At 58.7% G+C, this 13,173-nt stretch carries 16 protein-coding genes; 7 read left to right on the top strand and 9 right to left on the bottom strand.

What is annotated here, in order from left to right:
- Positions 1-7: 7 nt before the first annotated feature.
- A complete protein-coding gene (locus ACXAD0_RS09300; protein ID WP_475088111.1) occupies positions 8-1,561 on the bottom strand; it encodes an FMN-binding glutamate synthase family protein in 1,554 nt (517 codons plus the stop codon).
- 191 nt (positions 1,562-1,752) lie between these two features.
- On the opposite strand from ACXAD0_RS09300, the gene ACXAD0_RS09295 reads away from it, so the two are divergent.
- Complete coding sequence (locus tag ACXAD0_RS09295) at positions 1,753-2,844, top strand: PA0069 family radical SAM protein (RefSeq protein WP_475088110.1); 1,092 nt, start codon at positions 1,753-1,755, stop codon at positions 2,842-2,844.
- 14 nt (positions 2,845-2,858) lie between these two features.
- Here the strand turns inward: ACXAD0_RS09295 and gltS are convergent, their stop codons facing one another.
- On the bottom strand, positions 2,859-4,061 hold the full coding sequence (gene gltS, locus ACXAD0_RS09290; protein WP_475088108.1) for a sodium/glutamate symporter: 1,203 nt from the start codon (positions 4,059-4,061) through the stop codon (positions 2,859-2,861).
- Positions 4,062-4,273: 212 nt separating this feature from the next.
- Here gltS and ACXAD0_RS09285 point away from each other — a divergent pair, with 212 nt between their 5' ends.
- Positions 4,274-4,570 carry a GIY-YIG nuclease family protein gene (locus ACXAD0_RS09285; protein WP_475088106.1) on the top strand — a complete coding sequence of 99 codons (297 nt, stop codon included), beginning with the start codon at positions 4,274-4,276 and terminating at the stop codon, positions 4,568-4,570.
- A gap of 20 nt (positions 4,571-4,590) precedes the next feature.
- Here the strand turns inward: ACXAD0_RS09285 and ACXAD0_RS09280 are convergent, their stop codons facing one another.
- The 3 genes from ACXAD0_RS09280 to ACXAD0_RS09270 all read right to left on the bottom strand — a co-directional run bounded on the left by ACXAD0_RS09280 (position 4,591) and on the right by ACXAD0_RS09270 (position 6,335).
- Positions 4,591-4,824, bottom strand: a complete 234-nt coding sequence (locus ACXAD0_RS09280) for a zf-HC2 domain-containing protein (RefSeq protein ID WP_475088105.1) — start codon at positions 4,822-4,824, stop codon at positions 4,591-4,593.
- Positions 4,821-5,459 carry an RNA polymerase factor sigma-70 gene (locus ACXAD0_RS09275; RefSeq protein ID WP_475088104.1) on the bottom strand — a complete coding sequence of 213 codons (639 nt, stop codon included), beginning with the start codon at positions 5,457-5,459 and terminating at the stop codon, positions 4,821-4,823. Before ACXAD0_RS09275 ends, ACXAD0_RS09280 begins: the two co-directional genes overlap by 4 nt.
- A 180-nt stretch (positions 5,460-5,639) precedes the next feature.
- Positions 5,640-6,335, bottom strand: coding sequence for an SDR family oxidoreductase (locus tag ACXAD0_RS09270; protein WP_475088102.1), 696 nt, complete (start codon positions 6,333-6,335; stop codon positions 5,640-5,642).
- A gap of 53 nt (positions 6,336-6,388) precedes the next feature.
- Here ACXAD0_RS09270 and ACXAD0_RS09265 point away from each other — a divergent pair, with 53 nt between their 5' ends.
- The 5 genes from ACXAD0_RS09265 (at position 6,389) to ACXAD0_RS09245 (ending at position 9,807) form a co-directional block, all read left to right on the top strand.
- Positions 6,389-6,709 carry a DUF3301 domain-containing protein gene (locus ACXAD0_RS09265; RefSeq protein ID WP_475088101.1) on the top strand — a complete coding sequence of 107 codons (321 nt, stop codon included), beginning with the start codon at positions 6,389-6,391 and terminating at the stop codon, positions 6,707-6,709.
- 7 nt (positions 6,710-6,716) lie between these two features.
- Complete coding sequence (locus ACXAD0_RS09260; RefSeq protein ID WP_475088100.1) at positions 6,717-6,932, top strand: DUF1653 domain-containing protein; 216 nt, start codon at positions 6,717-6,719, stop codon at positions 6,930-6,932.
- Positions 6,933-7,044: 112 nt separating this feature from the next.
- Positions 7,045-8,112, top strand: a complete 1,068-nt coding sequence (locus tag ACXAD0_RS09255; RefSeq protein WP_475088099.1) for a saccharopine dehydrogenase family protein — start codon at positions 7,045-7,047, stop codon at positions 8,110-8,112.
- Positions 8,113-8,314: 202 nt separating this feature from the next.
- Complete coding sequence (locus ACXAD0_RS09250; RefSeq protein WP_475088098.1) at positions 8,315-8,746, top strand: phosphatase PAP2 family protein; 432 nt, start codon at positions 8,315-8,317, stop codon at positions 8,744-8,746.
- A complete protein-coding gene (locus ACXAD0_RS09245) occupies positions 8,743-9,807 on the top strand; it encodes an MJ1255/VC2487 family glycosyltransferase (protein ID WP_475088097.1) in 1,065 nt (354 codons plus the stop codon). Before ACXAD0_RS09250 ends, ACXAD0_RS09245 begins: the two co-directional genes overlap by 4 nt.
- A 34-nt stretch (positions 9,808-9,841) precedes the next feature.
- Here the strand turns inward: ACXAD0_RS09245 and ACXAD0_RS09240 are convergent, their stop codons facing one another.
- From ACXAD0_RS09240 to ACXAD0_RS09225, 4 genes are all read right to left on the bottom strand, one after another.
- Positions 9,842-11,185, bottom strand: a complete 1,344-nt coding sequence (locus tag ACXAD0_RS09240; RefSeq protein ID WP_475088096.1) for an ATP-binding protein — start codon at positions 11,183-11,185, stop codon at positions 9,842-9,844.
- A gap of 10 nt (positions 11,186-11,195) precedes the next feature.
- Entirely contained in the window at positions 11,196-11,870 is a 675-nt protein-coding gene (locus ACXAD0_RS09235; RefSeq protein ID WP_475088095.1) for a response regulator transcription factor, read from the bottom strand.
- A 114-nt stretch (positions 11,871-11,984) separates the two neighbouring features.
- Positions 11,985-12,323: a PepSY domain-containing protein gene (locus ACXAD0_RS09230; RefSeq protein WP_475088094.1), complete on the bottom strand. Its 339-nt coding sequence runs from the start codon at positions 12,321-12,323 to the stop codon at positions 11,985-11,987.
- Positions 12,324-12,345: 22 nt separating this feature from the next.
- Positions 12,346-12,924, bottom strand: coding sequence for a glycine zipper 2TM domain-containing protein (locus ACXAD0_RS09225; protein WP_475088093.1), 579 nt, complete (start codon positions 12,922-12,924; stop codon positions 12,346-12,348).
- Positions 12,925-13,173: the final 249 nt, after the last annotated feature.

Genomic DNA, 13,173 nt, shown 5'->3' with positions numbered 1-13,173 from the left:
GCCAACACTATCCGTCGCGTGAATCGTCTCGATCGCTGGCAATCACCGATGCAGGCTTTATTTCCGGTACCGAAACACTCAATGGCACGGCAACACCGCGCTCATTAATCACTTCCACATGGTGGCGACGCAGCTGACGGGGCTCCCTGACACCACAGGAATGCGCGATCACGCCGACTTCATGCGTCATGTTGCGCGCATAGTTCGCGACCCTGTCAGCCTTGCTCATCGGATCGAGTCCTTGTTGCAAGTCCGGGTCATGGGTCGTTACCCCGGTGGGACAGGTATTACGGTTGCATTGCATCGCCTGAATACAGCCTAGTGCAAACATAAAACCGCGCCCGCAGTTGACGAAGTCTGCGCCCACCGCCAGCGCGCAAGCCACCATTGAGGGGGTCAGGAGTTTGCCGGCGCAAACGACTTTGACCCGATCACGTAATCCATATTGCGCCAGGATATCAATCACCAGCGGCAAGCTGCGATTCAGGGGCAGCCCCATATAATCCATCAAGCTTTGCGGCGCCGCACCACTACCACCGTCGGCACTGTCGATAGTGATAAAGTCAGGGGCGGACTCCAGTCCGCGCTGTAAAATCAACTCGCACAGTTCATACAACCAGTCACTGACACCGACAACCGTCTTGAAGCCCACAGGCTTGCCCGTTACCTCGCGGATATGCTGGATCATATCCAGCAATCCACCGACGTCATGAAACTCCGGATGGCCATTGGGACTGATCGAATCCTTTCCCACCGGGATGCCCCGCACCCGGGCAATTTCCTCAGTGACTTTCACCGCTGGCAGGATCCCGCCCTTACCAGGCTTGGCGCCCTGCGAAAGTTTCAGCTCAAACATGCGCACCTGTTTGTGAGACGCCACCTCGGCCAGACGCTCATCGGACAGGTGGCCGTGCTCATCCCGCACCCCGTACTTTGCGGTACCGATCTGAAACACGATATCGCAACCGCCTTCAAGATGATGATCCGACAGGCCACCCTCCCCGGTGTTGAGCCAGATACCCGCTTCCCGCGCTCCCCGGGACAGCGCCCTCACCGCGGGCGCGGACAACGCGCCAAAGCTCATTCCGGAAATGTTGAAAAATGCGCTGGTGGTATAGGGTTTCTCGGCGTAACCCTCTCCCACAGTCACCGCCTTTGGCGGCACGGCATCCTTGGCCAGCGTGGGAAACGGGTGGTTCAAAAAGATCACGTCCCCGGGCTGGTTCAGGGGGCGGGTGGAGCCAAAAGCCACCGTAGAGTCGACATTTTTGGCCGCCCGGTAAACCCAGTTTCTCTGGGCACGGTTAAACGGCATTTCCTCCCGGTCCAGGGCAAAAAAGTACTGCCGGAAAAATTCCCCGAGGTGCTCAAACAGATAGCGAAAGCGACCGATAACAGGATAGTTACGGCGGATCGCATGTTTCTTCTGGGTAACGTCGGCGGCATACAGGTAAATCACATAGAGGACGAGTACCACCAGCCCGAAGGCAAACAGCAACGCGAACACCTGTAACACATTGACGGCAAACGCCTTGATTGTGGCAACAGCCTCCAGATCCATGAAATGCTCTCCCGACGCACGCTGGCTTCAAACGGTCGCAATACTGCCGACAATCTTCCCATTGTATGCCTCCCCCAGATTCCTTGCACTGATCTCAACGCAACCGCAGCCAGAGGTTGCATCAACCCGCTAACGCCAATAGACTGTACGCATATACAGCATACAGAAGTACCCAACCACGCTCTGCAATCATGGCGAATGACCACCCCGACAACCCTGTGCAGATCCACACCGGACGCGGTGTGGTCAGTAACCTGGCCGGCCGGTTTATCAGCCAGGTCAGCACACGGGAAAGCGATGGCTGGGAGACAGATCTGGAACCGCTGGAGCGCGTACTGACAGAGGCGATTGAAGAAAAGGCCAAAAGCATTATCGCGACCAATCGCTCCCCGGACCTGCCGTTCGACCAGTCGATCAATCCCTACCGGGGATGCGAGCACGGCTGCGTCTACTGTTATGCGCGTCCGGCTCATGCCTATATGGATCTGTCACCCGGGCTCGACTTTGAAACCCGCCTGTTTTACAAGGCCAATGCCGCCAGACTGCTCGAAACTGCCTTGCGCAAGCCGAGCTACCGCTGCCGCCCGATCGCCCTGGGGAGCAACACGGACCCCTACCAGCCGCTGGAACGCGATCAGCAGATAACCCGACAGCTACTGGAAGTGATGCTGCGCTATCGGCAGCCGGTGACCATCGTGACCAAGAGCCAACTGATCTTGCGTGACCTGCCGCTACTCGCGGAAATGGCGCAGGAAAATCTCTGTCACGTTGCCGTGAGTGTGACCACCCTGTGCAAAGACCTGAAACGTAAACTGGAACCGCGCACCGCCAGCCCCACTGCCAGGCTGCGCACTATTGAAGCCCTGGCCGGAGCCGGCGTTCCCACCGCCGTGATGGCAGCCCCGATGATTCCCGCACTCAACGATTGTGAGCTGGAAAGTATCCTGGCCCGGTCCCACGATGCGGGCGCAACTCAGGCGGCTTATGTGCTGCTCCGTTTACCCCATGAAGTCAGCCCGCTGTTTCGCCAGTGGCTTGCCGTGCACTATCCGGAACGTGCCAGCCACGTCATGAGCCTTGTCCAGCAAAGCCGCGACGGCAAGGATTACCAGAGTGATTTCTCCCAGCGACAGACTGGCACCGGCGTATTTGCCCAACTGCTGCAACGACGCTTCCGCATTGCCTGCAAGCAGCTGGGTCTGAATGAGAACCATCGGCGCCTGGACAGCCAGCGCTTCGCGCCGCCACCCCAGCCCGGAGATCAGGGCGATCTGTTTGGATAGGCCCTGGACAGGGTTCAGCTGAAGAGCTTCAGCATCACATTGATTACGAATGCATTGGCGATGTCGATAAAGAACGCTCCGACTAGAGGTACCACGAGAAAAGCCTGCGGCGCAGCGCCATACCGCTCCGTCACCGCCGTCATATTGGCGATTGCGGTCGGGGTAGCGCCCAATGCCAATCCGGCATATCCAGCAGAAATGACCGCGGCATCGTAAGTTCGCCCCATGAGCGGGAAGACCACAAAAATCACGAACAGGGAGATCATGACGACCTGGGAAACGAGCAGCAACACCATCATGCCCGCCAGGTCCAGTAGGGTCCAAAGCTGCAGGCTCATCAGCGACATCGACAGGAACAGGCCGAGGGTCAGATCGGAAATCAATGCCAGAATGGGTGTTCCCGTAGGCCAGCGGACCTGCTTGAACACGAGCGGAATGGTGTTGGTGAGCACGATCCCGGCAAACAGACAACTCACAAACATGGGAAGCTGCAGCCCGAGCTTGGCAATCCAGTGGTTCAGGTGTATCCCGAGGCCGATTGCCACACTGATGACCAGTATCGCGTTCAGTACCGAATCGATATCGATGGGCTCTTTCTCCCCGGCCTGGGGCACCCCCACAACGAGATAGTCGTCACTGGTCGACTTGAGATTGAAGCGATCGATCAGGAACCGGGCGATCGGTCCGCCGACAATCCCCCCCAGCACTAGCCCAAAGGTCGCGCAGGCGATACCCAGCTCCATGGCATTGTGGATACCGTATTCTGTGGCGAAGATCGGCGCCCATGCGATTGCCGTCCCATGGCCACCACTCAGGGAGACACTTCCCCCCAGGAAACCCACCTCGGGCTCGAGATGGCTGACAGCGGTAACGGCCATGCCGGTGAAGTTCTGCAGGAACAACATCACCACCGCAAGTCCCAGCAGAATCAACAGGGTTTTCCCACCGGCCAACAAGCTGCTCAGGCGCGAAGACAGGCCGATACAGGTAAAGAATATGACCAGAAAGGAATCGCGCTGGGTCATGGTAAATGACACGGAATAGTCGGCGATAAAGTACATCGCCGTCAGCGTCAGGGACGCCAGCAAACCGCCGCTAACAGGATCGGGGATATTGAAATGGCGCAAAAGACCGACTTTCTTCGTCAGGAATTTGCCCACAAACAGAACGAGAATCGCGACGATCAGGGTCTGTCGGGTGTCAAGCACCTGCTCCATATAGGCTTCCTGCCCGCATCTGTCTGTTTTCTCGGACGACACGCAGCGCACTCGCACTCCGGCACCCGGCGCAGCCTGCTACGGATAGGCTCCCCGCCCATCTTACATACCCTAGGCAAAGGCCATGGATTTGCAAAAAAACCCGCTGTCGTGCAGTTCCGCAGAGCGCCGGAATCGCGCAAAATAGCCAGAGGGATGTAGGAGAATTCGAGTTGCAAGCCTGGTCTGTTTATCTGATACGTACCGCTGCGGGGGCCCTCTATACCGGTATCACAACCGATGTAGCGCGTCGCTTTGCCGAGCACTCGGCCGGCGGCAAGCGCGCGGCGAAAGCCCTGCGAGGACGGGGGCCACTCGAACTGATATTTCAGTGTGAAGCCGCTGACAAATCAGCGGCATTGAAGCTCGAGGCGGAAATCAAACGATGGCCCAAGGCCCGTAAGGAAGCCCTGGTCAGGGGAGAGGAGCCGCTGCCGGTGATTGGGGAAATACCTGGCACAGAAAAATAGCCATCTCCAGCGGGGCGCGATTAGTCAGGCTTTTTGCCGGTCGGGCGCTTGCCCTGATCTTCATCCAGCGCCACATCACCACTTCCTCTGGAGTACGCGCGCATGATACTGCGCAAGCTATCCATTTGCTGGCCGAAGTGTCGGCACGCGGAACAAATCATCAAATGGAACCGCAACTCCATACGCTCACCGAATCTCAGCTCACGTTCCTGGGACTCCGACAGCAAGCGCGTTACTTCTCGACAACTCCTCACGCTGTGTCCTCCTGTGCAAACCAGTTGTTTTCCAGACATTCCCGCAGACGCAGGCGCGCGCGGTGCAGTGTCACATTGAGATTACTCACGGTAATCCCCACCGCATCGCAGATCTCCGGCGTTTCCAACTCAATAAACTCGCGCATCATAAAGACCCGCGCCTGACGCCCGGGCAAATGATTCAGGCAGGCATCGAACACCCGCCAGAAATGAGAGTCGCTCATGGCGTCCTCCGGATCGGTCCAGTGCGCTGGCTTCTCATCCATGCGCCAGTGCCCTTTGGCATCAAACAGTTTGTCCAGCGCCTGATCTTCCTCATCCGTATGGAGCAGACTGTCGGCCTCAACAAACCGACTGCGCTGACGCAGAATATCCGCGATCTTGTTTTTCAGGATCGCGAACACCCAGGTTTTCAGTGCGGCCCGCCCCGCAAACGACCGCGCGCTTTTCAGGGCGCCTACCAGAGCTTCCTGCACGGCGTCTTCGGCCAGATGCGGATCTGCCAGCTGTACCGTGGCAAAGCGCTGCATCTGCACGCGCAAGGTTTCCAGATACTCGCTATCGGCCAGAGGGCTGGAATCCGCGACGTCATGCGCCTCGCCGCTAGAAGCGGCTGCTTGCTCGTTCAAAGTCATCTCCTGGCAGTGGTATCGACTGAGCGACCCGAACATTGATGCCGGGTCATAAAGCTCCACTTATAACCGAAGCCTCAGCCAACCGCCAAGTACAACTCAGTGCGCAAAGCGCTGTGCACCTGTGGGTTAGTCGGCTGGACACGGCAAATATTACAAACAAAAACTGATGGCACGGGGCCCTTACCAGGGAATCTCCTCCCCGTCGTAGTTATGAAATCGACCGGTGTGCGACACGCCCGCGGCGTCCAGCAACTGTCGGATACCCGCAACGCTCTGTTCCGCGGAAATCAGTGCATTGGGACCACCCATATCTGTCTGCACCCAGCCCGGGTGCAGGGCCAACACCTGGATCCCGCGGTCCGCCAGGTCAATCGACAGGCTCTTCACCACCTGATTCAGGGCCGTCTTGGAGCTCCGGTACATATACCCGCCTCCCGAGCCGTTGTCGGCGATGCTGCCGACCTTACTGCTCAAAACGCCGATGACGCGCCGCTGTCCTGCGGCCACATGCTCGCAAAACGCTTCGACCAGCATATACGGAGCGATGGTATTGACCTCGAGCACCTGTCGCCAAACCTCCGGGTCCACCGCGCCAAAAACCACGCCCTTGGGGCCATAGACGCCGGCATTGCTGATCAAAATATCAATCGCCGTGCCTCGGAGCGCGCCCGCCAGGGCATGCACTGCGGCGTAATCGGTCACATCGAGCGGATAGACACTCAGATTGCCATGACGTTCCGCCAGCGCCTGCAAATCCTGGGCGGTCTCCGGTTGACGGCATGTGGCAATCACCCGGCAGCCCTCTTCCGCGTATTGACGTGCCAGTTCCAACCCAATTCCCCGATTACAGCCGGTTATCAGCACAGTGTCAGGCATGAGATCTCCTTCAGTGGTATTCTTTGCCGCTGCATCATAACAACCCTGTGACTATGTATTACTCTCTCGGCGATCTTGTATGGCTGTTCCTGCTGCTTGCAGCGGTGGCCTATTTCTGGTCCGGCATGGCCAGCAAGGAGCTGGCACGTCGCGCCGCAGCCCAGCACTGCGCGCGCCTGGGTGTCCAGCTACTGGACGATACCGTCGCGCTGACGCGCACCCGCCTGAAGCGGGATCGTCGCGGTCGACTCGGTTTACAGCGACAGTTTGAGTTCGAATTCACCTCTACCGGGGAGCGCCGCTATGGCGGGATCGTGGTGATCCACGGCCGCCAGATTGAGCAGATGCAATTGTCCCCGCACCATATGGCGTAGGTGAAAGATGCAGCGAGGCATTTACCGCCACTATAAAGGCGCCCTCTACGAAGTGATGGAAGTGGCCACCCATAGCGAGTCCAGGGAAGCTCTTGTTGTCTATCGGGCACTCTACGGTGATTACGGCGTTTGGGTGCGCCCGCTGGCCATGTTCCAGGAAGAAGTCGACAAAGATGGCGTCCGCGTGCCGCGCTTCGCGCTGGAGCGCGCTTTCACTCCATAAAGCAGTACCGGGCGTCCGGGTTTGTGCGGCCGCCGCTTGCACGGCTACAGACACCGGTTTAATGTTGCGTGCAATTCATCCTTGCGAACGCATACAACGATAAGGTCACGTCGTGAACGACAAAACAATAATGATCTACGGCGCCTACGGCTATACCGGCGAGCTGATCGCCCGCGAAGCCGTCGCGCGCGGCCTGCGGCCGATTCTGGCTGGCCGCAGTGCGGCCAAGCTGCAACCGCTGGCCGAAGAGCTGGGACTACCGGCGATGGCCATTGGCCTCGATGCCACCGAAGCCCTGGAATGCAGCCTGCAGCAGGTCGATATCGTTATTCACTGTGCCGGCCCTTTTTCCGCGACCGCGGAACCCATGATGCGCGCCTGCATCGCCACCGGTACCCACTACCAGGATATTACCGGTGAAATGCAGGTATACCAGCTGGCCCACAGCCTGCATTCGGAAGCCGCGGCCGCCGGCATCGTGCTGTGTCCCGGTACCGGGTTTGACGTGATCCCCACCGACAGCCTGGCCAAGGCACTGCAAGAGGCCATGCCCAGCGCGACCCACCTGACCCTGGGTTTTGATTCCGATTCCGGTCTCAGCCCCGGCACCGCCAAGACGTCGATCGAGGCGTTGGGTCTCGGTGGAGCAGTGCGCAGCAATGGCAAAGTCGAATCCATTGGCCACGCCGAGCTGACCCGTGAAATTGACTTTGGCCGCGGCAACAAATTTGCGGTGGCCATCCCGTGGGGCGACGTCGTCACGGCCTACTATTCCACCGAGATACCCAACATCGAGGTCTACATCCCCATGAGCCCGCGCCGGGCCAAGAAAATGCAGCGGCTGAACAGCATTCGCTGGCTGCTGAAAATCGGTTTTGTGCAGCGCTGGCTCAAGGGCAAGGTTGACCAGAAGGTAACCGGCCCATCAGAGGAACAGCGCAGTGACCAGAAAACCTGGGTATGGGGAGAGGTTCGCAACGACCGCCGCGGCGAGCGCCGCATCGGGCGCGTCGTGACCGCAAATGGCTATGACGTTACGGTATCAGGATCTCTGGCGGTAGCTGACTTCCTTGCCAACTATGAAGGCAGCGGCGGTTATTACACACCCTCGCGACTGTGCGGCAGTACCCTGGTGGAGGAACTGCCGGGCTCCAGCACCATCAAGATTGGCATTGACTGACCAGCCGATTCGGTAGGGCGCGGGCCTCACCGCGCCGAAAGATTTCACATCTCTGACATACGCCGGTCAATTCCGCGCAACAAAGGCTTCGTACTGTGTGCACATGCGAAGCTTACCTGTCACCCTAAAACACGTCGATATCTCGCTGGTCCTGCGCATGGCAGAACGGGCTACCAGGCCCGCCTCGCGCCGCAGATACCTGATGATATCCAAATCCGCTGATGGCTGGCTGTATCTCGCCTCTCCCTTGCTGGTAGCGCTGGCGACCACCGCCAATCTGGCAACACAGTTTTTCTATCTGTGTGGTGCGGCCTTCACCATCGAGCGATCACTCTACTGGACCATCAAGAACACCACGCGACGATTGCGTCCCCCGCAAGCCATACCGGGCATGCGCTCGATTATCGTGGCCAACGATCGATTTAGCCTGCCATCGGGACACACCTCCGGTGCGTTCCTGTTTGTGACCCTGCTGGTCCAGTGCCTCAGTCCGGTATGGCTGCTGGCATACTTCTGGGCTGCGGCAGTCGGCACATCCCGGGTGGGTCTTGGTGTTCATTTTCCAAGCGACGTTTGCGCCGGAGCCGCTCTCGGCACTGGCGTTGGCCTCGCCGCAGCTGGAGTCATCCTGTGAGAATTCTTTACGGTGTGCAGGGTACGGGCAACGGCCACCTTTCCCGCGCCAGAGCGATGGTGACTGCGCTTGAAGCGCATCCCGAAATCGAAGTGCAATGGCTATTCTCTGGCCGCCCCCGCGACCGTTTTTTCGAGATGGAAGCCTTCGGTGATTTCTGGCTGCGGGAAGGCCTGACGTTCGTCACCGAAGGCGGCCGGATCAATCAGCTGGCAACGGTTCGCGCAGCAAAGCCGAAGCAGCTGCTGCGCGACATTCGCGAACTGCCGGTAAAAGAGTTCGATCTGGTCATTACTGATTTTGAGCCGGTCACCGCGTGGGCCGCCAAGCGCGCCGGCGTGCCCTGCCTTGGACTTGGCCACCAATACGCGTTCAACTTTTCCATTCCTGCGCCCAGATTCAACTGGCTTGCCCGAATGATTATGCGTGCCTATGCCCCGGCCAAGCACAGTCTCGGCCTGCACTGGCATCACTTCGGACAACCAATTTTGCCACCGATCGCCCACGCGTACGGACACGATACCGTCGACGAGCACATCCTGGTGTATCTGCCGTTCGAAAGCGGCAAGGGACTAATGGCAGAACTGGCCAGGGTCAGCCAGAGATTTATTGTCTACGGACAGCCTACCGAGATGCCCTGTGCCGACAATATCGAACTGAAAGCACCCTCCGTGGAAGGCTTCCGTACGGATGTCGCAACCTCCAGGGCGGTCATTTGCAACAGCGGGTTTGAATTGATCGCCGAAACCCTGGCGATTGGCAAGCCGATTCTGACACGCCCACTGAGCGGCCAGTTTGAACAGGAAGCCAATGCCATGGCGCTGGAAGAGCTTGAACTGGCAACGGTTGTAAAACGCATTGACGCCAACAGCATCCGCAAGTGGCTCGACGCCAAGCCCTCCAGCGCGCATCTGCAGTGGCCGGACGTGGCCGGTGGCATTGCCCGCTGGATTGCCGAAGGACGCCAGCAAAGCAATCAGGCGTTGGCCAGCGCCCTGTGGGAACAGGTCACTCCCGCGCGCACCGTGACCGCTGAACTGGAGAAGTTTGCCAGCGAATAACTGGCCGTAGACGCTCGCCGGAAACCCGCAGACCTCAGAGGGCGATGCGGATTTCCGCTCCGCCTTCTTTTGCCCTGGCGACGGTGATATCGCCACCATAGTTTTCCACGATATCAACCACAACCGCCAGACCAATGCCCTGCCCCGGTTGCTGCTGGTCAGCGCGTACACCGCGTTGCGTGACCTGCTCCCAGTGCTGTTGGCTGATGCCCGGCCCGTTGTCCGCGACAACCATGCGCAGACGATACTGACCCGAAGTAGCGACGACCCTGACACGAATCTGGCCATCACCATATTTGTACGCGTTGTCGAGCAGGTTACCCAGTAATTCCATCAGGTCCCCCTCGTCGCCATAAAACAGTGCGGCATCGTCACACTCAGTATCCACCTCCGCCGACCGATCGCGATACACCTTGGCCAGGGCCGAAAGAATTTTTTCCAGTTGGGGGCAAACCGGGACACCGCGCAAAATGGATTTTGGCGAACTGGCGACCGCGCGCTGCAATTGATAGCGGATAATCCCGTCCATCCGCTGCACCTGCTCGTCGAGGACCTGTTGCGTGGCAGTCGCTTCGGGAATCTCCAGTGTCTTCAGTACCGCGAGAGGTGTCTTCAGGCTATGCGCGAGATCATCGAGCGTATGACGGGTCTTTTCCCGCTGGCGGCGTTCGTTTTCGATCAGCAGGTTGAGATTGTCCGTCAGTAAATGGAGCTCGCGTGGCAGGTCCCCTTCCAATCGCTCACTGCTCCCCTGCTGGATATCCCGCAGCGCATGGGCCAACCGGTCGAGCGGTGCCAGTCCCCAGCGCATCACCAGCCACTGGGTGAGCACCAGCAGCAAGCCGGCAATGCCGAGCCAGCGCCAAATGGTTTCCCGGAACTCCCTCACCTGCGCGGTCAGGGGGGCCGCATCCTCCAATACGCTGAAGGTATACAGGTCTTCGTCCTCAAGCCCCCAGGCGACACCCTGGCGGAAACTGCTGAATGGCGCTTCGTCAATTGCCTCAGTGCGGAACACCTCCTGCCCCTGGGCGACGGGCTTTGAGGGCAAACCATTGGTGGACAGGACCGACGCCGACTGCCAGACAATACGACCCGAAGCGTCGGTAACCACCCCCAGCAATCCCGTGTCCGGCTGGTTGAAACGCGGCTCGGGTAACACGGGCGGAAACAGCAGACCGTCTCCATCGGACTCGGCCACAGCGAGCAACGTATACACATGCAGCTGCAGTTCGCGCTTTTTCGCTTCCGCCAGGGATTTGCGGAAGCTGTGCTCCAGCGCGGCAGAAACAGACACGAGAAACACCACCAACACCAGTGCAGTCACCAGCGTGAGGCGTCCTTTGAGGGAATGATAACGGGTAGAGGTCGCAGCCATGCAGAGACAGTCAGACCGGCGCTACAAATCGATAGCCACGGCCACGCAGGGTCTCAATCGGTTTGACACCACCGGCCGCTTCCATTTTTTTGCGCAAGCGCCCGATAAATACCTCGATGACGTTACTGTCCCGGTCCGCATCCTGCTCGTAGATGTGTTCCGTGAGCACCGTCTTGGAAATGACCTTGTCCGGGTTCAGCATCAGGTATTCCAAGACTTTGTATTCGTAGGAAGTGAGCTCCAGCTCATCATCATTCACCAGAACGCGCTGTGCACCCGTATCCAATGTAATCGGCCCGGCTTTGATTTCCGGTGAAGAAAACCCTGCCGAGCGACGCACCAGGGCGTTCAGCCGCGCCAATAATTCTTCGGTATGAAAGGGCTTAACCAGGTAATCATCTCCGCCGGCCTCGAGACCGCTGACCCGTTGCTGCCAGTGACCGCGCGCCGTGAGAATCAAAATGGGAAAGTGCTTGTCTTCGCGCCGAAGTGTCTGAATCACCTCGATGCCGTCCACCTTGGGCAGACCCAGGTCCATTACCGCCACGTCATAAGGGTACTCACGACCCAGATAAAGCGCCTCTTCTCCATCCGGCGCTTCGTCAACGGTGTAGCCCGCATTTTTCAATGATTCCACCAGTTGCTGGCGGAGGAGAAGTTCGTCTTCAACAACCAGAGCACGCATTGTGTCTTCCTATGCCCCCTGCTTTTCTTGTGCCCGAACCGGCAGAATCGATACCTGCACCTTTACTTGTCCGGACGAAATACGTTACCTGAGCGCCGGGTAATCCCGTCGGCCTCACTTCGAAATCTTGCCGGTCGCCCGATCTACAAAGACCACATACACCTGGCTTTTCCCCGACAGTCCCTTGATGCGAAAGTTGCTGCGACCATTACGCTGCACCTCGGAAATCGCCAGGATCTTGCCACCATAACGGCGCTTCACCATAGCCGCGGCCTGATCGCGGGAGATCTCCCGTTTCTTCTGCACCGGCTTCACCAGATAGTGAACATCTGCACTCGGCACACCCAGCGGGCTACCCGCCACAGCGGCGCTCGCTGCGGTCGGCAGGAACAGGCAGGCGAATATCGCTGCCGCCAGAGGCAGCCACCGACTTGTCATACGAGCAGATTTCACAATATTTTTCCTCTGGATCGGTTCAATGCACCGGGGTGACGTCAACACGCACCCTGATTCTATCGCCTGGATGCTGCTGAGTGCGAGTCAGGAATTCCCTGCCATTGTAGCGATAGCGAACGTCGTATCCGACCAGTTCCCGCTGGGTGGTATATTCATCCACCACCTGACAGCGCTGCTCGGTCACATATTGCACATTTTGATGTCGGCTCACGCTGTGTCCGATGGCGGCGCCAATCAAGGCTCCGGCCACCGTGCGGGCCTCACGGCCACCGTGGTGATGGTGCCGACGGTGGTAGCGACGGTGCCCGTGACGCTTGCCACTGGCATTGCCCACTGCAGCGCCAATCAGTCCTCCCACAATTGTGCCGGTGGCACTGCCAGGGCCCGGGTAAGCCACCTGCTGATCCCAGCACTGGGTACGGGGCGTTCGCACCTGCACATCGGTATACACCGGGGTCACTCCAATCACCGGTGCATAATCAAATCCATCCCCGTATTGGGGGTGTCCATATCCACTGTCACCAGCCCGCACCGAAACGCTGATTGCTACCATTGCCACCACGGCCAGGCCGAATACAAAGTGTCTTGGGATAGTCATTTCCTTGTCCTCTGTTCCGATAAGGATCCTCTAGATTGGCAGGCACTTTACCCACCCCAGACTGAATCCAACCTGAACTGATAGAGACAAATTCGCGACCAACCAGACAGCCTGGTCATAAAAGCGCACGGAAGCCGGGTAAGAGCGCAGAAAAGCAGGACATTTGATGGGGTTGGAAATCCGGCACGAGGCCGGATTCGGCGGGAAAAATTTGGGTACAAAAGAAGAATGGGCCGGGCCAGGGCCCGG

Source organism: Microbulbifer sp. ABF4_148 (genome assembly GCF_056158985.1).
The sequence above is the reverse complement of the archived record's forward strand: the minus strand, read 5'-3'. Positions and strand labels throughout refer to the sequence as shown.